The sequence below is a fragment of the Dehalobacterium formicoaceticum genome, from assembly GCF_002224645.1.
GTDB lineage: Bacteria > Bacillota > Dehalobacteriia > Dehalobacteriales > Dehalobacteriaceae > Dehalobacterium > Dehalobacterium formicoaceticum.
Genome location: NZ_CP022121.1, coordinates 137,264 through 156,736, shown reverse-complemented (window position 1 = coordinate 156,736; position 19,473 = coordinate 137,264). Strand labels below are relative to the sequence as shown.

The 19,473-nt window shown below is 53.0% G+C and carries 20 protein-coding genes; 19 read left to right on the top strand and 1 reads right to left on the bottom strand.

The window, feature by feature from the left end; all coding sequences use genetic code 11:
• The first annotated feature begins 9 nt into the window (after window positions 1–9).
• The 4 genes from CEQ75_RS00755 to CEQ75_RS00740 are packed head-to-tail and all read left to right on the top strand — an operon-like array spanning window position 10 to window position 3,474.
• Window positions 10–393 (top strand): DUF7768 domain-containing protein, encoded by a 384-nt coding sequence (locus tag CEQ75_RS00755; protein ID WP_089608648.1) that lies wholly within the window; start codon window positions 10–12, stop codon window positions 391–393.
• A complete protein-coding gene (locus CEQ75_RS00750) occupies window positions 393–2,651 on the top strand; it encodes a DNA cytosine methyltransferase (protein WP_198306598.1) in 2,259 nt (752 codons plus the stop codon). Before CEQ75_RS00755 ends, CEQ75_RS00750 begins: the two co-directional genes overlap by 1 nt.
• Window positions 2,627–2,884 carry a hypothetical protein gene (locus CEQ75_RS00745; protein WP_089608647.1) on the top strand — a complete coding sequence of 86 codons (258 nt, stop codon included), beginning with the start codon at window positions 2,627–2,629 and terminating at the stop codon, window positions 2,882–2,884. Before CEQ75_RS00750 ends, CEQ75_RS00745 begins: the two co-directional genes overlap by 25 nt.
• Window positions 2,872–3,474, top strand: a complete 603-nt coding sequence (locus CEQ75_RS00740; protein ID WP_476728649.1) for a hypothetical protein — start codon at window positions 2,872–2,874, stop codon at window positions 3,472–3,474. The genes CEQ75_RS00745 and CEQ75_RS00740 overlap by 13 nt, the downstream gene beginning before the upstream one ends.
• A gap of 47 nt (window positions 3,475–3,521) precedes the next feature.
• On the opposite strand, the gene CEQ75_RS00735 is transcribed toward CEQ75_RS00740, so the two are convergent.
• Window positions 3,522–3,959, bottom strand: coding sequence for a hypothetical protein (locus tag CEQ75_RS00735; RefSeq protein WP_089608645.1), 438 nt, complete (start codon window positions 3,957–3,959; stop codon window positions 3,522–3,524).
• Between the two features lie 144 nt (window positions 3,960–4,103).
• Here CEQ75_RS00735 and CEQ75_RS00730 point away from each other — a divergent pair, with 144 nt between their 5' ends.
• The 15 genes from CEQ75_RS00730 to CEQ75_RS00660 all read left to right on the top strand — a co-directional run bounded on the left by CEQ75_RS00730 (window position 4,104) and on the right by CEQ75_RS00660 (window position 19,181).
• Complete coding sequence (locus CEQ75_RS00730) at window positions 4,104–5,939, top strand: VirB4 family type IV secretion system protein (protein ID WP_089612449.1); 1,836 nt, start codon at window positions 4,104–4,106, stop codon at window positions 5,937–5,939.
• Window positions 5,939–6,439: a hypothetical protein gene (locus CEQ75_RS00725; protein WP_170313359.1), complete on the top strand. Its 501-nt coding sequence runs from the start codon at window positions 5,939–5,941 to the stop codon at window positions 6,437–6,439. The genes CEQ75_RS00730 and CEQ75_RS00725 overlap by 1 nt, the downstream gene beginning before the upstream one ends.
• Before the next feature lie 12 nt (window positions 6,440–6,451).
• Window positions 6,452–7,489, top strand: coding sequence for an amidoligase family protein (locus CEQ75_RS00720; RefSeq protein ID WP_089608644.1), 1,038 nt, complete (start codon window positions 6,452–6,454; stop codon window positions 7,487–7,489).
• Between the two features lie 12 nt (window positions 7,490–7,501).
• Window positions 7,502–8,005, top strand: a complete 504-nt coding sequence (locus CEQ75_RS00715) for a gamma-glutamylcyclotransferase family protein (RefSeq protein ID WP_089608643.1) — start codon at window positions 7,502–7,504, stop codon at window positions 8,003–8,005.
• A gap of 4 nt (window positions 8,006–8,009) precedes the next feature.
• Window positions 8,010–9,518, top strand: coding sequence for a peptidoglycan DD-metalloendopeptidase family protein (locus tag CEQ75_RS00710; RefSeq protein ID WP_089608642.1), 1,509 nt, complete (start codon window positions 8,010–8,012; stop codon window positions 9,516–9,518).
• 23 nt (window positions 9,519–9,541) lie between these two features.
• The gene (locus CEQ75_RS00705) at window positions 9,542–9,916 is read left to right on the top strand and encodes a DUF3846 domain-containing protein (protein ID WP_089608641.1); all 375 of its coding nucleotides are present in this window, start codon (window positions 9,542–9,544) and stop codon (window positions 9,914–9,916) included.
• A 13-nt stretch (window positions 9,917–9,929) separates the two neighbouring features.
• The gene (locus CEQ75_RS00700; RefSeq protein WP_089608640.1) at window positions 9,930–10,187 is read left to right on the top strand and encodes a DUF6103 family protein; all 258 of its coding nucleotides are present in this window, start codon (window positions 9,930–9,932) and stop codon (window positions 10,185–10,187) included.
• Window positions 10,184–10,456: a hypothetical protein gene (locus tag CEQ75_RS00695; RefSeq protein ID WP_240082207.1), complete on the top strand. Its 273-nt coding sequence runs from the start codon at window positions 10,184–10,186 to the stop codon at window positions 10,454–10,456. The genes CEQ75_RS00700 and CEQ75_RS00695 overlap by 4 nt, the downstream gene beginning before the upstream one ends.
• A 388-nt stretch (window positions 10,457–10,844) precedes the next feature.
• Complete coding sequence (locus CEQ75_RS00690) at window positions 10,845–11,261, top strand: hypothetical protein (RefSeq protein ID WP_089608638.1); 417 nt, start codon at window positions 10,845–10,847, stop codon at window positions 11,259–11,261.
• Complete coding sequence (gene mobP3 / locus CEQ75_RS00685; protein ID WP_089608637.1) at window positions 11,261–14,137, top strand: MobP3 family relaxase; 2,877 nt, start codon at window positions 11,261–11,263, stop codon at window positions 14,135–14,137. Before CEQ75_RS00690 ends, mobP3 begins: the two co-directional genes overlap by 1 nt.
• A gap of 347 nt (window positions 14,138–14,484) precedes the next feature.
• Window positions 14,485–15,702, top strand: a complete 1,218-nt coding sequence (locus CEQ75_RS00680) for a DUF3991 and toprim domain-containing protein (protein ID WP_242965339.1) — start codon at window positions 14,485–14,487, stop codon at window positions 15,700–15,702.
• A 66-nt stretch (window positions 15,703–15,768) separates the two neighbouring features.
• Window positions 15,769–17,583 carry a type IV secretory system conjugative DNA transfer family protein gene (locus CEQ75_RS00675; RefSeq protein ID WP_089608635.1) on the top strand — a complete coding sequence of 605 codons (1,815 nt, stop codon included), beginning with the start codon at window positions 15,769–15,771 and terminating at the stop codon, window positions 17,581–17,583.
• 11 nt (window positions 17,584–17,594) lie between these two features.
• The gene (locus tag CEQ75_RS00670) at window positions 17,595–17,861 is read left to right on the top strand and encodes a helix-turn-helix domain-containing protein (RefSeq protein WP_089608634.1); all 267 of its coding nucleotides are present in this window, start codon (window positions 17,595–17,597) and stop codon (window positions 17,859–17,861) included.
• Between the two features lie 319 nt (window positions 17,862–18,180).
• Window positions 18,181–18,816 carry a TetR/AcrR family transcriptional regulator gene (locus CEQ75_RS00665; protein ID WP_089608633.1) on the top strand — a complete coding sequence of 212 codons (636 nt, stop codon included), beginning with the start codon at window positions 18,181–18,183 and terminating at the stop codon, window positions 18,814–18,816.
• Window positions 18,813–19,181, top strand: coding sequence for a hypothetical protein (locus CEQ75_RS00660; RefSeq protein ID WP_089608632.1), 369 nt, complete (start codon window positions 18,813–18,815; stop codon window positions 19,179–19,181). Before CEQ75_RS00665 ends, CEQ75_RS00660 begins: the two co-directional genes overlap by 4 nt.
• Window positions 19,182–19,473: the final 292 nt, after the last annotated feature.

The following is a 19,473-nucleotide window of genomic DNA, read 5'->3' as shown; positions in this document are numbered from 1 at the left end:
AAAAAGCCTATGAAACTAATCTATGTGGCGTCCCCCTACGCCGGGGACATCGAACAGAATACCGAATTTGCCAGGAAAGCGTGCCGCCATGTGATGAGCGAGGGGCACGCTTTTTTTGCGCCCCATCTGTTATACCCGCAGCTCCTTGATGATTCCAAGCCGCAGGAGCGCCAGGCGGGTCTGGATATGGGGCTTGCCATGCTGCCCCGCTGCGACGAGCTGTGGTGCTATGGCGACCGTATTTCCTTCGGAATGCACCTTGAAATCGAGGAAGCGGTCAGAATCGGAATCCCGGTTCGCCGGGTGATGGAACAGGAAAACGGCTTTGCTGTCGGCAGAGCCAAAGGCACCGAACCGGCCGAAGCTCCCCAGCAGGCGATGAGGATGGCCTGATGATGACGATGGGGAGCCTCTTCGATGGGATCGGAGGTTTTCCATTGGCGGCTATCCGCAACGGTATCACTCCCGTATGGGCCAGTGAAATTGAAGCCTTTCCCATTGAAGTGACCAAAATCCGATTCCCCGAAATGCTCCATGTCGGGGATATCACAAAGCTGGACGGATCGAAACTGCCGCCTGTGGACGTCATTTGCGGCGGCTCACCCTGCCAAGATTTATCGGTCGCTGGCCAGCGCCGGGGCTTGGCGGGTGAGCGTTCCGGGCTGTTTATGGAGCAAACCAGAATTACAAAGGAGATGAGAAAAGGTGATGAGCAACGAAACGTACCAGCTTACCTTGTTCGACCTCGATACCTCGTTTGGGAGAATGTCCCCGGAGCTTTCAGCTCGGCAGAGGGGGAGGATTTCAGGGCGGTCATTGAAGAGATCGTCCGCATTAAGTACAGTGCCTGTGATGTGCCTCGACCTGAGTCCGGGCGCTGGGAATCTGCTGGGGCTGTCCTTTTGGGAGATGAATTCAGCCTGGCTTGGCGTGTCATGGACGCTCAATTCTGGGGAGTCGCCCAGCGCCGCCGTCGCATCTTCCTTGTCGCAGATTTTGGAGGCACGACCGCACCAGAAATACTATTTAAGCAAGACAGCTTGTTTGGGGATATTGCGCAGAGCGGAGGCCAGAGGAAAGGAACTGCCGCTCCAGCTGAAGGATGCCTTGATGATACAGGCGGGACTTGCCTGACCCCATGGGATGTGCAGAGCCGCCGCATTTTTGAAGAAACCGGAACATGGCCCGCCCTCTATGGCGGCGAAGGCGGCGGGCACGGATATATCCAGACAGAAGAAAAAACAGCGATAGCCTTTGCCGCGAATCAGCGTGATGAAGTGCGGGATCTCCATGATGTAGCTGGTTCCTTGGGTGCGCAGCCAGGGATGAAGCAGCAGACCTTTGTGGCACATCCGCTGTTGTGCTTGAACGATCAGGGCGGCGAACGGATGGATGTCACCGAGGATGTGGCGTCCACACTGCGCGCCGGTATGGGAGGGCATCCTCCGCTGGTATCTCAGCCCAATTGCATGAACAGCTGGGACACCCAGCAAAGCCGTGTGTTCGCACCGGAGGGTGTGGCGCCGACCCTTGCCGGTGCGGACGGTGGCGGGGGCAGGAACCCGGCGGGGCTTCTGTTTGCGGCAGGCGTTGTCAGCAAAGGGGACGGGGATTGTTTTTTGACACCTGAAACGCACACCTCGCTAACCGGCGGCGGTGGACAGGCCGGACAAGGCTACCCCTGTGTGCTAACCGCAGGCTTCTGCGGCAGCGCCAGTGCCGATGCCAGAGGAATCGGCTATCAGGCGGAGTGTTCCCCTACCATTAAAACAGGCACAGCGCCATCGGTGCTGTGTCTCAACGATCAGGGCGGCAGCCAGATGCACTGCACCGAGGATATCACCGGCACCCTTCGCGCACAGGAGCATGGACACCAGCCGCTGGTGTTTGACAACCACGCACAGGATTCCCGCTTTACCGGGCCGGTGGCGGTATCGCAAACGGTATCCGCAGGCTTCGGGCAGGGCGGGAACAATCAGCCGCTGGTCATGGCAACCCAACAGGGCGGCGCTGAAATTGGCGAGGGCATCTGCCCCACCATTACAGCCAGTGCCGGGATGAGCGGAAATAATCAGCCGGTGTTGTTTGAAAATCACGGCATCGACAGCCGCTATACCGGCCCGCATGCTGTGGCGCCCACCATGTCCGCCCGTATGGGAACCGGGGGCAACAATGTTCCGCTGGTGGGGAATCCCGCAATGCAGGAAACCATCTGCATTGCGGGCAATACCATCGACAGGGAACCGGAAAACGGCGGGAACGGCCTCGGCTGTCAGTCGGACATCAGCTACACCATTACGACCTCTGATCGGCACGCAGTGTGTGAGCCATACCAAGAGGTGGTAGGTGCGTTGTGCCGGGGGGATGAGAAAGGCATCGGCAGCCAGTATGTCAGTCAGAATAAATGCATTGTCGAAAGGCGCAACCTCATCCGCAGGCTCACCCCACTGGAATGCGAACGGCTTCAAGGCTTTCCCGATGGCTGGACTCTGATTCCCGGCGCATCGGACAGCGCCAGATATAAGGCTCTTGGAAATAGTGTGGCGATACCCTGTGTGGACTTTGTCCTCCGCGGTATCGCCTATTTTTTGCGAAAAATTGATGAGGAACAGGAGGAATCACCCCCATGTACATCTACCCCGACAACCTAAAATCCAAGGCAACCCTGTGGCTGTGGGAGCTGCGTGACATCGGAATCATCGGCATCGGCTGCCTGATTTCAGTGTTCGCACTCTCACGGCTCGGCTGGCTGCCACCCATTGTCGTGACGGCGGTCTATGCCTTTTTATCCATCCGCTTCGAGGATGTGAGCATCCTTGATTTTATCCGCTACGCCGCCGCTTTCTTTTTTGGAAAGCAGCAGACCTATGAATGGAGGGCGTGAATATGAACCGGAAAAAGAAGCAGGAGGCCAGAGAAAAAGCCTCCACCCGCCAGCTCATGGACATCGAGGGCATCACCGGCCACAGCCTTGTGACTCCCCACGGCGAGCTGGTATTTTTTATGATCAAGCCTACCAATATCAGTGTCCTGTCCAATTCCAGCATCGGAGCAAGGATTTATGCCCTTATGAATGTGCTGAAAGGCATCTCGGATATTGAAATGCTGTGCCTGAACAGCCGGGAAAATTTTGAGGACAACAAAAGCTACCTGAAAGCCAGAATGGACGCCGAGCAGAACCCCGTCATCCGAAAGCTGCTGGCACAGGATCAGACAGCCCTTGACCATATGCAGGTGCAGATGGCAACGGCGCGGGAATTTTTAATCATTATACGGCTTCGGAATGAAAAAGAAAGCGATGTTCAGCCATACCTTTCCCGCATCGAAAAGAGCCTCAAGGATCAGGGCTTCACGGTGCGCAAGGCGGGTGAATCGGACATCAAGCGTCTGCTGGGTGTCTATTATGAGCAGAATGTCACGACCGAGGTGTATGAGGATTACGATGGGGAACGCTGGGTTATTTTGAATGAGTGAACAGATAAACGGAAAGCCGGAAGTATGCACCCCCGGCTTTCCGCAAATCACTTTTCCGCAGATTCATCTAAAACGTGTTTCCCTTTGGGATAAAGAATACTGTCCTTAAATATTCCGTCTCCCCAAATTTCACTTTCAGATAATGTCGTTTCGATTAACTCGATCAGCTGCTTGTTAATGATAACCATGGCGCAGCGATACCCGGCAAAAGGCTGATAAAGCGGCATGACGATTTCTTTCCCATCCAAGGCAGACTCAATATCATTCACCTTAAAAGCAACGTGAGGTTCTTTTTGGATTCTAACATCAAGTGAGGAATTTTCACCGAAAGCATGTAACTCTATTGGAAGGGACAAATCATTTTTCATATCCAACGAGTACATGTCGAACAGAGGACTGTACTTCGTATCCTTATTATCTTTAATGTTTTCTAACGGAACAGGTTTGCCTATGTGATGAAAGGTCATCTGAAAATTATCAATCATATATTTTCTCCTTAATTGAATACAGGGTTTAGAAAATAATTATACCTCACATCTTTATCAAAGTGAACCATTTTACTTCAAGCCGTCACTAATGTGGCGGCTTTTCCTATATTCAAAATCAAAATCAAAATCAGAAAGGAAGAAATGCCGATGGCAAGAAAAAGAAGTCCTCAATCTCCGCCACAGGAAGATGTAAAAATCAAGGATTTCCTTGACATGATCGCACCGGGCATCATCAAATTCAATACTGATCACTTCCTCTGCGGCAACACCTACCGCTGTGTGTGGGTGCTGCGGGAATACCCCACCACCACAGAGGAACAGGCCATCCTACGCCACCTTGGAGAAAAGGACGGCGTGACCCTGCGCATCTACACCAGACAGGTAACGGCGGCCGAGGAAAAGAAAATCATCCACAACGCCGCCAACAAAAACCGCATGGATAAAAGCAGCACCAACGACCTCCAGCAGACGGTCACCGCCGAGAGCAATTTGCAGGATGTTGTCACGCTGGTGTCCTCCATGCACCGCAACCGGGAGCCGCTCCTGCACTGCGCTGTGTTTCTTGAGCTGACCGCTCACGACTCCGATGCGCTGAAGCTCCTCCAGACCGACGTCCTCACCGAGCTGGTGCGCAGTAAGCTCAATGTGGATCGGCTCATGCTGCGCCAGCGGGAGGGCTTTCTCGCCGTAGGCCCCGCCGGATGGAATGTGTTCGCCAGCCAGTTTGAACGGGTGCTGCCCGCAAGCTCCGTGGCAAACCTTTATCCCTTCAACTACAGCGGCAAGACCGATCCTCATGGATTTTACCTCGGCAGGGACAAATTCGGCTCGAATATCATCGCGGATTTTGACAAACGCGACGATGACAAAACAAATGCCAATGTGCTGATTTTGGGGAACTCCGGTCAGGGCAAGAGCTATCTTCTCAAGCTCATTCTCTGCAATATCCTCGAATCAGGCAAGTCCGTTCTGTGCCTGGACCCCGAGCACGAATATGTGGAGCTGGCAGAAAACCTCGGCGGCTGTTTCATTGACCTTATGTCGGGCCGGTACCGGATTAATCCGCTGGAGCCGAAAACATGGGACGAGGGCGGCAGCCCGGAGGATACCGACGCGCCCCAGGCATTCCGCCAGTCCACCAAGCTCAGTCAGCACATCAGCTTTCTCAAGGATTTCTTCCGATGCTACAAAGATTTTTCAGACCGCCACATTGACGCCATTGAAATCATGCTGGGCAAGCTGTACGAACAATTCGGCATCAGCGACCGCACCGATTTCAGGAGCCTTGGCACCACGGACTATCCCATTTTGTCCGACCTGTATGCCCTGATTGAAGCCGAGTACAAGGGCTATGACAAGACCAAATATCAGCTCTACCCGCCGGAGCTTTTGCAGGAAATCCTGCTGGGGCTCCACTCCATGTGCATGGGCGCGGAGAGTCAGTTCTTCAACGGTCACACCAACGTGACCTCCGACCGCTTCATTGTGTTCGGCGTCAAGGGACTCTTGCAGGCCAGCCGGAACGTGAAGAACGCCCTGCTGTTTAACGTGCTGTCCTTTATGAGCGACAAGCTGCTGACCGAGGGCAACACCGCCGCCGCCATTGACGAGCTGTACCTGTTCCTCACCAACCTGACGGCTATTGAATATATCCGCAATTTCATGAAGCGTGTGCGTAAGAAGGAATCGGCGGTCATCCTTTCGTCGCAGAACTTGGAGGACTTCAACATTGAGCATATCCGGGAGCTGACAAAGCCCCTGTTTTCCATTCCGTCTCATGCGTTTCTGTTTAACGCAGGCAATATTGACAAGCGGTTCTATATCGACTCCCTCCAGCTGGAGGAATCCGAATATAACCTCATCCGCTTTCCCCAGCGGGGCGTGTGCCTTTACAAATGCGGCATTGAGCGGTACAACCTTGCGGTCCACGCTCCGGCGTATAAGGAGAAATTGTTCGGAACGGCGGGCGGCAGATAATGAAGAAGGGAGAAAAAATCATGAACAGACTGCAACAGCAGAAAGAAAACAAATCGGGACTCCTCGAAGATATGCTGTCCTTTATCCGCTACACCCCCAACCGGGAGGCGGATCTTTTAGCGTTTATGGAGAAGTACCAGAAAGCGGACTGCGACGAGCGCCCCGCCATTTTGGAGCAGCTCCGCAGCTGCATGGACGGCAAGGAATACCCCGATCCCTACGCCGGGAGCTACCACTATACCCCGGAGGATGTATCTCTCATGGGCCGGATTCTGGATGATTATATTGACGATCTGATGGAAGCGCAGGGCGATCCCGCCGCCGTTTCAGAGTGTGTGCGGGATACGGTATTGAAAATCAATGCGCTCAACGAGGAATGCGGACGGTATCTCATTGATACATGGCGCAGGGAGCGGCTGTGCGGATTCATCAATTCCGCGGCGGAGCTGGCGGGGCTGGCTCAGGAAAAAGACCTGACCCTGCAGCACAGGATGTGGTAAGGCGGTGGTGAAATGGAACTACAGGGTCAGGATTTTGGAATCGAAATTGAAATGACCGGGCTTACCAGAAGCCGCGCCGCCGAGGTGATTGCCGAATATTTCGGCACCACAAAAGAATATGAGGGCAGCTTCTATGACGCCTATTTTGCAAGGGATACCACCGGCCGCAAATGGAAGGTCATGAGCGACGGCAGTCTGGACTGCCAGCGGAAGGAAGGGCGCAGAAAGGTCAGCGCCGACCGGAACTACAGCGTGGAGCTGGTTAGCCCCATCTGTCAGTATAAGGATATTGAAACAGTGCAGGAGCTGATCCGTAAGCTCCGGGAGGCCGGGGCGTTTGTGAATTCCTCCTGCGGCATCCATATTCACATCAACGCCGCGCCCTTTGACGCGCCGCATCTCCGCAATCTGGTCAACATCATGGCGGCCAAGGAGGATATGATCTACAAGGCGCTGAAGGTTTCGCGGGGGCGGGAAAGCCACTACTGCCGAAAGATTGACCCCGCTTTTTTAGAGCGGCTCAACCGGCAGAAGCCCGCCACCCTCGACCGGCTGAAAAGCCTCTGGTACAACGGCAGGGACGGCAGCCGGGAGCATTATCACGACAGCCGCTACCACTGCCTGAATCTGCACAGTGTGTTCCAGAAGGGCACGGTGGAGTTCCGGGCGTTCAACGGAGAGCTGCACGCCGGGAAAATCAAGGCATACATCCAGTTCTGCCTTGCCATGACCGCGCAGGCGCTCAACCAGCGGTCGGCAAGCCCTACCAAAACCCAATCCAGCAATGAAAAATACACCTTTCGTGTCTGGCTTTTACGTCTCGGCATGATCGGGGATGAGTTCAAAACCGCCCGTAAGCATCTGCTGGATCATCTGGAGGGCTGTATTGCGTGGAAAGACCCGGCACAAGCCCAAAGACAAAAAGAACGGCTGCGGCAAAAGCGGGAGGCGGAGCGCTCCCAGGCGCAGACCCCGCCGGAAGAAGCGGTGCCAGAACCCATTATGGAAGCGGAGGACGATCAGTCCCCCGCTTTTACTATGTCCATGTAGAAGGGAGATCATATGAAAAATAAACTGTATATCGCCTACGGCAGCAATCTCAATCTGCCGCAGATGGCGCATCGCTGCCCATCCGCCAAGGTGGTGGGGGCATCCGAAATCAAGAATTATGCTCTTGTGTTCCGGGGCGGCCGAAGCGGAGCCGTTGCTACCATCGAACCCTGCGAGGGCTCCTCCGTCCCTGTTCTGCTATGGAAAATCACGCCTAAGGACGAGGCGGCGCTGGATGTTTACGAGGGCTTTCCCCGGTTCTATGACAAGGAAATGATGGAGCTGCCGCTGGACGGACAAATGGTGTCCGCCATGGTCTATGTCATGACGCCGGGGCATCGCTTGGGGTACCCATCGGACTATTACTACAACACCATCCGTGAGGGCTACAAAACCGCGGGGTTTGATCCCGCTGTTCTGGAGCAGGCGGTGGACTATACCGAGCAGCTCATGGAGAGTGAGCCGGAGCCGGAACAGCAAAACCTGTTCGGCTTTGGTGAAATGAAATGGTGGTGACGGCATGGCAGATCCCGCAACCATCACAGCGGTTGCCAAAGCCGCCGCTGCCGCGCTCTCGGATGAGCGCACCCGAAAGATCATCGGCTGGATAATCGCCGCCGTCCTGTCCCCGCTGATTTTAGTCGTCGTGCTGGTCTGTTCCTTGCTCTCCGGCACCACGGGCCACAACAACATCGCCGTGGAGCTGTGCTTCCATGGCGGTGTCATTCCGGCGAGTATGCCTGCGGAGTACCGGGAATACATCGGGGATATGCGCCAGAGCTTTACCCTCATAGACAATGCCATCAACGATGTGAACGCGGAAATGGAGGGCGGCGACAGCCTTGACGATTACCGGGTCAAGGCAATTTTTTATTCTCTGTTCTTCGGCGCGGAGTCCCCCTCCCGGCTGGAGCATCGAAAATATGTGGACTGCTTTGTGACCTACGAGGAACGCACCCGTACCGTGGACAACGGCGACGGCACCACCTCGGAAGAAACCTACACCGTAGCCGTTCCCATTGCTTCGCTGCCCACCGTCTACAACAACATCCGCGCACTGCTTGGCAGAGCCATCACCTATGAGGATCAGGCCAACGCCAACGAAATTTATTACCGCGCCCGGTACGGCACCGGCGCACCCATGGAGGGAGACGGTTCCGATTCGTGGCAGGACTGGACGCCGGATCAGATGGACGGCTTTTATTCCGATTTGCCTGTCGGAGAAACGGGCACGGAGGCTGTCCGGCTGGGGCTTTCCCGCCTTGGCGACCCGTATTCACAGGAGCTGCGCGGACAGGGCAGCTACACCGACTGCAGCTATCTTGTGCAGTGGGTGTATAAAAAGCTGGGCGTAAATCTCCCCGGCACGGCTGCGGCGCAGGGAAAATACTGCGTGGACAACGGGCTGACCATACCAAAATCCAGCCTTGCCTCCGGCGATTTGGTGTTCTGGAGCCACAAGCCCAACGGCCGCTTCATGAACATTACCCACGTCGGCATCTACGCCGGAGACGGCAAGGTGGTAGACGCATCCTCCTCGAAAGGACAGGTCGTCTACCGAGATTTGTTTGATTCCGGCAAGCAGGTTCTGTACGCAAGACCCTACGCCGAAGCGCCGAAAAGCTCGGCCTCCGGCTTGGTTTCTCCGTTGGGAAAGAGCTGGCGGTCCATGGTGACCTCCGAATTCGGCGGCAGGACGGACCCCATCACCGGGCAACAGGCAGGGCATTCCGGTATCGATCTCGGCGCCGCAAAGGGCACCTCCATCCGTGCGGCCAAGGCGGGAACGGTGAAAACCGTGGTCTATGGTAGCACCGGCTACGGCTATTACCTGACCATTGACCACGGCGGCGGGCTGGTGACTTTATATGGTCACTGCTCGGGGATTCTTGTCCGTGAGGGGCAGACGGTGAAAGCCTGGGAAACCGTTGCCAAGGTGGGCTCCACCGGGCGCAGCACCGGAAACCATCTGCACTTCGAGGTGCGGGTGAATGGCGTGAAGCAGAATCCGAGAAATTATCTGCCGTAAAAAGAGAAAGAAGGAATGATTTTATGCGTGAAAACAGGATTAAGGTACTCAAAATTGAGCCGGGGCAGGCGCCCCAAGTCAAGGAAATCCCAAATGACCTTGCCAGCCTGCAGGCGGAGGTTGGAGGGCTGATTGAATGCATCGGCTTTCCAAACGGCTGCGTTGCCGTCTGCAATGAGGAAGGCAAGATAAACGGAATGCTACCCAACAGAAGGCTGGGTGCGGACATTATCTGCGGCCCGTTTTTTGTCTGCGACACCGCCCATGACGGCAACTTTACCTCGCTCCGCAAGAGCAAGATCGCGGAATACAGCCAGCTCTTTGCTGACATTCCAGAATTCACCGGGCAGGAGCCGGAGCTTGAACCCGGCTTCACCTTTATCGGATTTGAGTATTAGGAGGGCTCCCATTATGAAAAAAGAAAGCATTACCATACAAATGGACGGCGAAAAGCTCCGTGCGGTAAAACGCTACATGGAAAAGAAGGACGCGGATCTCACGAAAGAGCTTTGTGATTCCCTGCAGAAGCTCTATGAAAAATATGTTCCGTCTTCCGTCCGGGAATACATTGACGAGGGCATAGAGGGTGAAGCTCCGGCGGAGGCTTCACCCAAAAAGCAGAAAGAAAAAATCAGGCAGACAGCAGAGCCGAGGCAGGAGGAGCAATGATGCAGTATTTTGATAAGCACAGCAATGAGATTAAGGCCGGAATGTTTCTCCGCATGGAGGACGGCAGCATAGAGGAAATATACGCCTGTACTGACGCATACGGCAAAGAGGATCTCGGCATCAATGCCAGCAATGATGAATTTCTGAAACGGCACGGCTTGGGTGAGTTTGACCGGGAATTCTATTCGCTTTCCTCTTTCAGCCTCAGAGAAACAGAACTTTGCCAATCCGAGCCTATCCAAGGTCATTCTGGCATGGAGATGAAGTAGCATACCGCCCACTGCACGTATCCCCCAGCGTTGCCCCCTGTTCGCCCCCGTGTGCCGTTTTCAGGACGGATGTGGCATCCATAACCCATCCCGCCCCAAACGGCAACGTAAAGGCTTTGTGCCGGGCGTTTGGAAAGGCGCACCGGCTCCCGAATCCGGCAGGTCCCCTCGGTCGAAAAAAGAGCAGGAGAAAGGCGGGTGGTCGCAAGCGACCGCCCGCCGCTCACTTCGCCCAGCAGTGCTGGGCGTTTTTCGCACTTCCCCATGAGGTGGTCGGATTGAGGGTTTGTCACAACCGGGGTGGTCGAAAATAGAAAAAATGCAGAGAACCACAGACTTTCTAACCGTCACCTTTGGGGTAGACGTCACACTTAAGGAGGATTTGCCGATGAAAAATAACAAGGAAAGAACCGCTGTCTGGATGTATCCCGAAACGATGGACCGGATGGACGGCTGGCTGGAAAAGGACAACTGCAAGAGCCGAAGCGAGTTCATAGAAAAGGCACTCGGCTTTTATATGGGTTACCTTGGATCGGAGGACATCACATCCTACCTCTCCAAAGCCCTGCTCTCCTCCGTTGAGGGAACCTTGCAGAAAACCGAAAACCGGGTGGCGGCTAACCTCTTTCGTCTGTCGGTGGAGATCAGCATGATGATGCATCTGCTGGCAACCACGCTCAATATCACAGATGATGAATTGCACCGGCTTCGCGGCCGATGCGTTGCCGAAGTGAAAAAGACCAGGGGCAAAATCCGTCTGGATGATGCGGTGGACTTCCAGAGCAGCCAGGATGATGAAGAATAATGGCCCGCATCGTTATAAAAAACGGTTACCTCAAGGGAGGCAGCGAAAAAACTGCCGCCCATCTGAATAACCTCGTCAAGTATATTGCCACCCGTGATGGTGTGGATAAAATAAAGAATGGCCGTGAGCTTTGGCACGCTACGAAAAAACAGCAGGCTCTCGTCAAGGAAATCCTCCGGGAGTTTCCCGACACCAAGGAGCTGTTCGAGTATGAGGATTACCTCGCATACCCAAACCGGGAAAACGCCTCGGAGTTTATCACCATCGCATTGGAACAGCATCTGGATAAAATCGGTGACCGGGAAAAATATCTGGACTACATTGCCAATCGTCCCCGCGTCGAAAAATTTGACAGCCACGGTTTGTTCACGAGCGGCGATGATCCACTGGTCTTAAATCAAGTTGCGGATGAGCTGTCCGCATATACCGGAAATGTGTGGATGCCGATTATTTCTCTCCGGCGTGAGGATGCCTCCCGGCTGGGGTATGACAATGCGCTTGCATGGAAGGCCCTGCTTTCCTCCAAGGCATTGGAGATTGCGGAGAATCTGAAAATCCATCCGGATCATCTGAAATGGTACGCTGCCTTTCATAATGAAAGCCACCATCCCCATGTCCACATGCTCTGCTACAGCACCGACCCCAAAGAAGGATACCTCACCAAGCAGGGCATCAAGAAGATGAAGTCCTCACTGGCAAATGATATTTTTCGGCAGGAGCTCATTCCGCTCTACGGGGAAAAGTCCCAGCGGCGGGATGACCTGAAGGAACGAGCTGCCGAGTCCATGCGGGGGTTAATCCGTCAGATGAAAGGCGGCGTTTTACAGAGTGACCGCATAGAGCAACTCATCACACACCTTGCCGAGCGTCTGCAAACGGTTGGCGGCAAAAAACAGTATGGATACCTCAAGGCGGAGCTGAAAAATATCGTGGACGAAATCGTGGATGAGCTGGCGCAGGATAGTCGTGTCGCGGAAGCCTATCGCCTGTGGTGGGAAACCAGGGGCAGGATCGAATCCATCTATACCGAAACGCCATCCGAGCCACCGCCTCTTTCCCGCTGTGATGATTTCAAGTCCATCCGTAACATGGTCATTCAGGAAACCTTGCTCCTTGGGACTATGACCTTCGAGGAACCGGCATCGGTGGAAACCGCTCTTCCGGAGCCGGAGAATGATCTGGAGATACCCTCCGCCGACACGGAGGATGAAGAAGATCAGGAGTCGGCAGATGATGAGGGGCGGTCCACAAGGGAAAAAAACTCTGACGGCAAGGAATCCTCTGACTCATGGTGGACGGAGGACTACACGCTGGCAAAGAAATACCTGTACGGCGATGAGGATGCCAGAATCCCGCAGGACTTTGAAAAAGCCCGTGAAATCTTCCTCGCGGAAGCGGGGGCGGATAATCCGCTTGCTCTATATGACCTTGGCCGAATGGCTGCCGATGGCCTTGGCTGCGAAGCGGATGCCGGAGAAGCGTACCAATGGTATGAAAAAGCCCTCGCCGTTTTCCATGCCGCCGAGGAAGAAAAGCCGTGGAAGTATACTGAGTACCGAATCGGCAAAATGGTTGCCGTTGGGCTTGGCACGGAGCAGGACTATCTGCAGGCGGCCGATTGGCTCACCCTCTCCGCGAATGCAAAGTATAAGTATGCTCAGTATTCCCTTGGCGGTTTGTATTACCACGGTAAGGGCGTGGAACAGGATCGTGAAACTGCCTTTGCCCTCTATACCCGCTCGGCGGATCAGAGCTTTCCCTATGCCAGTTTTGAGCTGGGTAAAATGCTGCGGGATGGAATAGGCTGTAAAAAAAATCAGCAGGACGCTGACCGCCGCTTTCAAGAAGCCTTTCTCGGCTTTGTTTCTCTGGAGGAAAAGGGCCATGATGATAAGCTCCAGTACCGTCTTGGCTGGATGCTTCTGAACGGCGTTGGTACTAACAAGAATGAAGCCAGGGCAAAGGAATACTTTGAAAAGGCGGCATCTGTGGGAAACCCCTTTGCCTGCTACCAGCTTGCCAAGCTCATCCTCTCCGATGAAAATGCACCGCAGCAAGAGGTAGAAAAGGCCCTTGGCTATCTCAGAAAAGCGGTGGAGGCAGAGAATCCCTATGCCGCATATTTTCTTGGAAAGCTCTATGAAAAGGGGCAGCACGTTGCGCAGAATACCGCCGAGGCGATACGACTCTATACCCTGTCGGCAGAACAAGACAATGACTTCGCCGCATACCGGCTCGGCAAGCTGTATCTTGGCGGTACGGGCGTACTGAAGGATGTGGAGTCCGCCGTTCGCTGGCTTACCTTTGCCGCCGACAAAAAAAATCAGTTTGCGGAATACGCCCTCGGCATCCTCTACTTCAAGGGGGAGGATGTTCCCAAGGATATCCCGAAAGCCATGGCGTACCTGAAACAGTCTGCCGGTCAGGGAAACCAGTTTGCACAGTACCGGCTTGGCAAGATTTACCTCATGGGTGAGGATGTGCCAAAAGACATACAGGCAGCCCTGCAATTTCTGACTGCCGCCGCTGAACAGGGAAATCAATATGCGCAGTACACCCTCGGCAAGCTGTATCTGATGGGCAAGGACGTTCCAAGGGACAAGGATGCCGCTGTCCGCTGGTTTACCCTCTCGGCAGCGCAGGGCAACATCTACGCTCAGTTTTTCCTCGACCATATGGACAGCTTCAAAGACCCCTCCGTCCTGCTGGCGGGGACACGGCTCCTGCATCACATGAGCCGTATTTTTTCTGACAATACGCCGCCGCTGAAGCCACCCGGTCCTCACATTGACCGAAAACGGCGTCTCAAGCTGAACGAGAAAAAGCGTGCGGCCGGTCATGCCCAGGGGGATCACGAACAGACTATGTCGCTATAACGATTGGAGGATAACTGTGAAGAAACAGAAAAATAAAATCAAGCAGCAGCCCATCAAGGGGAAATTGCTCCAGAACCATTGCCGTCCTGTAAAAAGGGCGGCTTTTTTCATAGAATCGGCAATCGCCACAGGTAGGAGGTGCATCTATGGGTGTCTATGTGCATTTTACAGATGAGCAGAAGTACCGTGCCAACAATGTGGATCTTGTGGACTTCCTCCAGCGTCGCGGTGAGAAGCTGATTCCCAGCGGCCGGGATAAAAGGTTGGCGTCCGACCGCAGCATCACCGTCCGGGGAAACGAGTGGTACGATCATTCCGCGGAGAGCGGCGGGTATTCCATTGACTTCGTGCGAAACTTTTACGGTCTCACTTTTCCCGAAGCCGTGACCATGCTGCTGGGTGGTGAGCAGGGGGAGGTCTATCGGCCCACCTCACAAAAGAAGCAGGAGCCGAAAAAGCCCTTCGCTCTTCCGGCTCCCCACAGCGATATGCGCCGTGTCTATGCCTACCTTACAAAAACCCGGCTCATCGACCGTGAAGTGGTCAGTTACTTTGCCAGATTAAAGCTCCTGTACGAGAGCTGCGAAAAGTCCAAGGACGGCACGAAGGAATACCATAACGCCGTATTTGTAGGATTCGATGAAAACGGTGTGCCGCGCCATGCCCACAAGCGGGGACTGTATACCGATGGACCCGGCTTCAAAGGCAACGTGGATAGCTGCGATCCAAACTACAGTTTCCACCATATCGGCACAAGCAACCGCCTCTATGTATTCGAGGCGCCCATCGACCTGCTGTCTTATATTACCTTGCATCCCCAGGACTGGAAGAAGCACAGCTATGTGGCTCTCTGCGGTGTATCAGAATACGCCATGATGAAGATGCTGGAGCTGTATCCAAACCTAACCCATGTGGTTCTGTGTCTGGACCATGATGAGGCTGGAATCGAAGCGTCGGAGAAATACCAGGACCTGCTGTTGGCAAAAGAGATTTCATGTGAGCGGGAGCTTTCCATGCACAAGGACTGGAATGAGGATATCAAGGCCAAACACGGATTGACGGCCATTCCCGCTGAGGAACATCCCCAGCATATTCTTCGGGATGATATCTGCCGGCAGCTTATGGAATCGGGATTGCCTGCGAAATCCGGCTGCTCTGCGGATACCCTGTCCGCCCTGCTCATAAAAACCCGTTCCCATCTGCATTGGGGACGCTTTTCCGAGGCGGATGATTGTCTTCGGGAGATGTGCCTCCACTCTATGGCTGGTGCCGTGAGGGAGTACCGGCAGATGGATCACAGCCGGGATCTCTCCGCTGTGCAGGCAAGTCTCCACAATGGGTTCAGAACCTATGAAAACCGCGGGCATCTGAAAACCCGGCTGGATTTACTGGAGTCCGACATCATGTCTCTGCGGAGCTATGAGCGTGTGGTGTCTGCCGTCGAAAAGGAAAAACTGGCAGAGTGCTATGAACACATTGCCGCCCACGGTCTCAAGGGAACCATCCTGCTGGAGAAACACCGGCAAAAGATGGAGCAGAATCAGGAAATGAAGCTGTCCATGTAAAGCCCGGCAATAGCACCACCTCCGCTTCTGACATTTCAAGTCGTCAGAAGAATAAGGAGGATCTCTATGCAATCTCAAGTTTACATCCTGATTGGCGCCGCAGCCATAATGTTCGCTGTCATCGGTGGCTTGTCTCTGCTGGCGCATTATTATACTTTAAACGGCATCAAATCCCGCACGGTAGGCGACGGGCAGCACGGCACGGCACGGTTCGCATCAAAGCAGGAAATCAAAAATACCTATAAACACATTCCATTTCAACCGGAGCTTTGGAGGCGGGGCGAAAGCCTCCCCACTGAGCAGGGAGTTATACTCGGAAGCAAGGGCGAGAAAAATGCTGTCACCGCATTGGTGGATACCGACGATGTTCACATTTTGATGATCGGCGCATCCGGCGTAGGAAAAACAGCGTTCTTTTTATACCCAAATATGGAATACGCCTGCGCCAGTGGGATGAGTTTTCTGGCATTGGACACCAAGGGTGACCTCGCCCGAAACTATGGAAGCATTGCTCAAAATTACTATGGTTACAATGTGTCAGTCATAGACCTGCGAAACCCAAGCCGCTCAAATGGAAATAATCTGCTCACCCTTATCAACCGTTATATGGATATCTGCCGCAGGGAACCCAATAATCTGGCCGCCAGAGCCAAGGCGGAAAAGTACGCCAAAATCTTGGCTAAAACCATTGTCAATCCAGAAGGGGATGCGTCCAGCTATGGACAAAATGCTTTCTTTTACGATGCAGCCGAGGGGTTGTTGACATCGGTCGTCCTTTTGCTGGCTGAGTATTTACCGCCCACAGATGAAAACCCCCAGGAGCAGCGGCACATCATTTCTGTATTCAAGCTGGTACAAGATTTACTGGAACCCTCCAAAGTAAAGGGGAAAAGCCAATTTCAACTTTTAATGAATAAGCTTCCCGGAGATCACAAAGCCCGCTGGTTTGCCGGTGCCGCTCTGAACAGTGCAGAGCAGGCGATGGCCTCCGTTATGTCCACGGTGCTGTCGCGCCTGAATGCTTTTTTAGATTCCGAGCTGGAGCAGGTGCTGTGCTTTGACAGCACCATTGATGCAGAAACCTTTGCAAACGAGAAGTCAGCCATTTTTTTAATTCTCCCGGAGGAAGATCAGACCAAGAACTTCATGGCCGGACTCATGATCCAAAACCTGTCCCGTGAACTGTTTTCCGTAGCCGATGAGAACGGCGGCAAGCTAAAAAACCGTGTGGTTCTTTTTTGCGATGAGTTGGGAACCATGCCGCCGTTTGATATCCTACCCTTGTTTTCGGCGGGGCGCTCTCGCCGGTTAACTTTGGTGCCGATCATCCAGAGTCTTGCACAGCTCGAAAAGAATTATGGCAGAGAAGGCAGTGAAATCGTGCAGGACAACTGCCAGGACACCATCTTCGGTGGCTTTGCCCCTAACAGCCAAACAGCCGAGGTATTGAGCAAGGCGCTGGGAAGCCGCACCGTCATGAGCGGCAGTATCAGCAGAGGGAAAAATGATCCCTCGCAGTCTCTGCAAATGATGGAGCGTCCCCTCATGACCCCGGATGAACTCAAATCCATTCCAAAAGGTAGCTTTGTTGTAATGAAAACCGGCACCCATCCCATGAGGACAAAGCTGCGGCTGTTTCTTGATTGGGGCATTCGTTTCGGGGAGCCTTATACTGTGGAGGAAAAAGCAAACCGAAAAGTGGTGTATGCTGATAAGCAGGCGCTGGAGGAAAATATTGTCCGTAGGCACACAGCCTGCATGATGGTGGATGAAGAAACCGGGGAGATTTTGGAGCCGCCATCTGGAACAGGAACCCTTCATACCCCGGCAGCAGAACCCTCTGAAAACACCATGCGCCGCCGTAGCACGCTCAAAACGTAAAGGAGGTTTCCGTGAGTTACTTCAACCACATTTATACCGCCTCGCCCGATGAGCTTCCCCATCGGGCGAGGGCTGTTTATATATATCTCCGTGACCGAGCTGGGAAAGGATCGGACTGCTGGCCTGCAGTAAAAACCATTGCCTACGACCTGCAGCTCTCACGTAGCACCGTCAAGCGCGCCCTCCATGATCTGGTCAAGGCGGGGCTCATTGAAAAGGAATCACGCTATCGGGAGAATGGAAGCAACACATCCAACCGTCTCATTTTAAAAAAATAGCAGGCCACGGCAGAGTGAAAAGACGAATTTACCACCAAGGGGTTGTTCCGTTTTTTCGCTGAACCCAGGTGCGGTTCACTGTGAACCCACCAGAACCTCTCACTCTAAGAAAAGATTATCACAGAAAAGAATAAAATGTATTAGTGTGGCCGATTGAAAGAAAGATATGTAGCACGAAACAGCTGGTTAGCGAAGAGGTTAGAAATGCCCATAAATAACAGCGTGAGGATATAATTTACTTCCCTTCTTGAAAAGTGAGCAGTTGTTCACTATAATGATGGTGAACAACTGCTCACTGCATTTATTGATGGAGGTTATTATGCCCAAAAACGAAACACGGGATACAAAGGAAGTTATTTTGACCGTTGCGCTAAAACTGTTTTCTGAAAAAGGTTATGATGGGGTTGGCATCCGTGACATATCAAAAGAAATCGGAATACGGGAAAGCGCCCTTTACAAGCATTATAGCGGTAAGCAAGACATTTTTGACTCAATTCTCAAAGACATTGAGCGTCGTTATCAAGAGGAAGTCTCTACTTTTCTTCCTCCTGAAGGCATAGCCAATATTCTATCGGAAGAAAGCGGCGTGAGAGAGGAACTATTCCGTATCAGCGTTACGATGTTCCAGTTCTATCTCAAAACAGAGTATGGTTCGCAACTGCGTAGAATGTTGACAATGGAACAGTATAGAAGGTCGGAGGCAAGCAAGTTTTTTAGGGAATTGATAATAGACAAGGGCTTAGATTATATATCAGACGTGTTCAATAATTTAATAGATGATAGGATTTATGTTGATGCTGACCCAATGGTAATGGCCTTGCAGTTTTATTCACCTTTGTATTTGCTGTTATCAAAATACGACAATCAGCCCAAAAAATATGAAGAAGCTTTATCTTTTTTAGAAAAACATATTACGATGTTCAATAAAACTTATTTAAGGAGCGATAAACAATGAAAGGAATTGGAATATTGGCAGCAGAGTGGTTTATAACCGGCCTGATTGTTTATGCAGGACTATCCGGCAAACAAATATTATTCATCAATGGGCCGAGATCGGCTGTTATTACTTTGGGTGCAATCGGCTTTGCAATGTGTATGATTATGCCGACCATCGGAAAATTCATCAGCAATGCACCTGCTCACCCACTCACCATCATGGGGTACATCTTTGGAACAATCGCATTACTTACAACAGCAGCACAAATATTCAAATGGAAAATTCCTATTCTTTATGACCCCAAAATTGCACTTCTTGTAGTTGCTGGCTGTATTGTCGTAAAGTCGATTATTGGCAGGTTTGCACCGTTAATAGTTAAATAAATAGCCGAAAAGAGGACGTTTTATAGTCTGCCGTAGACTTCAGCTTTATTTACGACAGGGTGCCGGATCACTCGATGATCTCCCAAAACCGGCGTAGACGGTTTCACGGGGAAAGTCTGTTCCGCCGCCTGATCGAGCATATCTTGCATCTGTGCATGGATAAAGGTCTGGTAGCCGGAGTATCCGCAAGAACATTTTCGAGGAAGCGGTAAAACGGTAGCGATAAACGGATGGCACGCCTACTCACGAGCACATTCTGAATCTGCAGCAGATTTGGTGCGAGGGCAGCTTT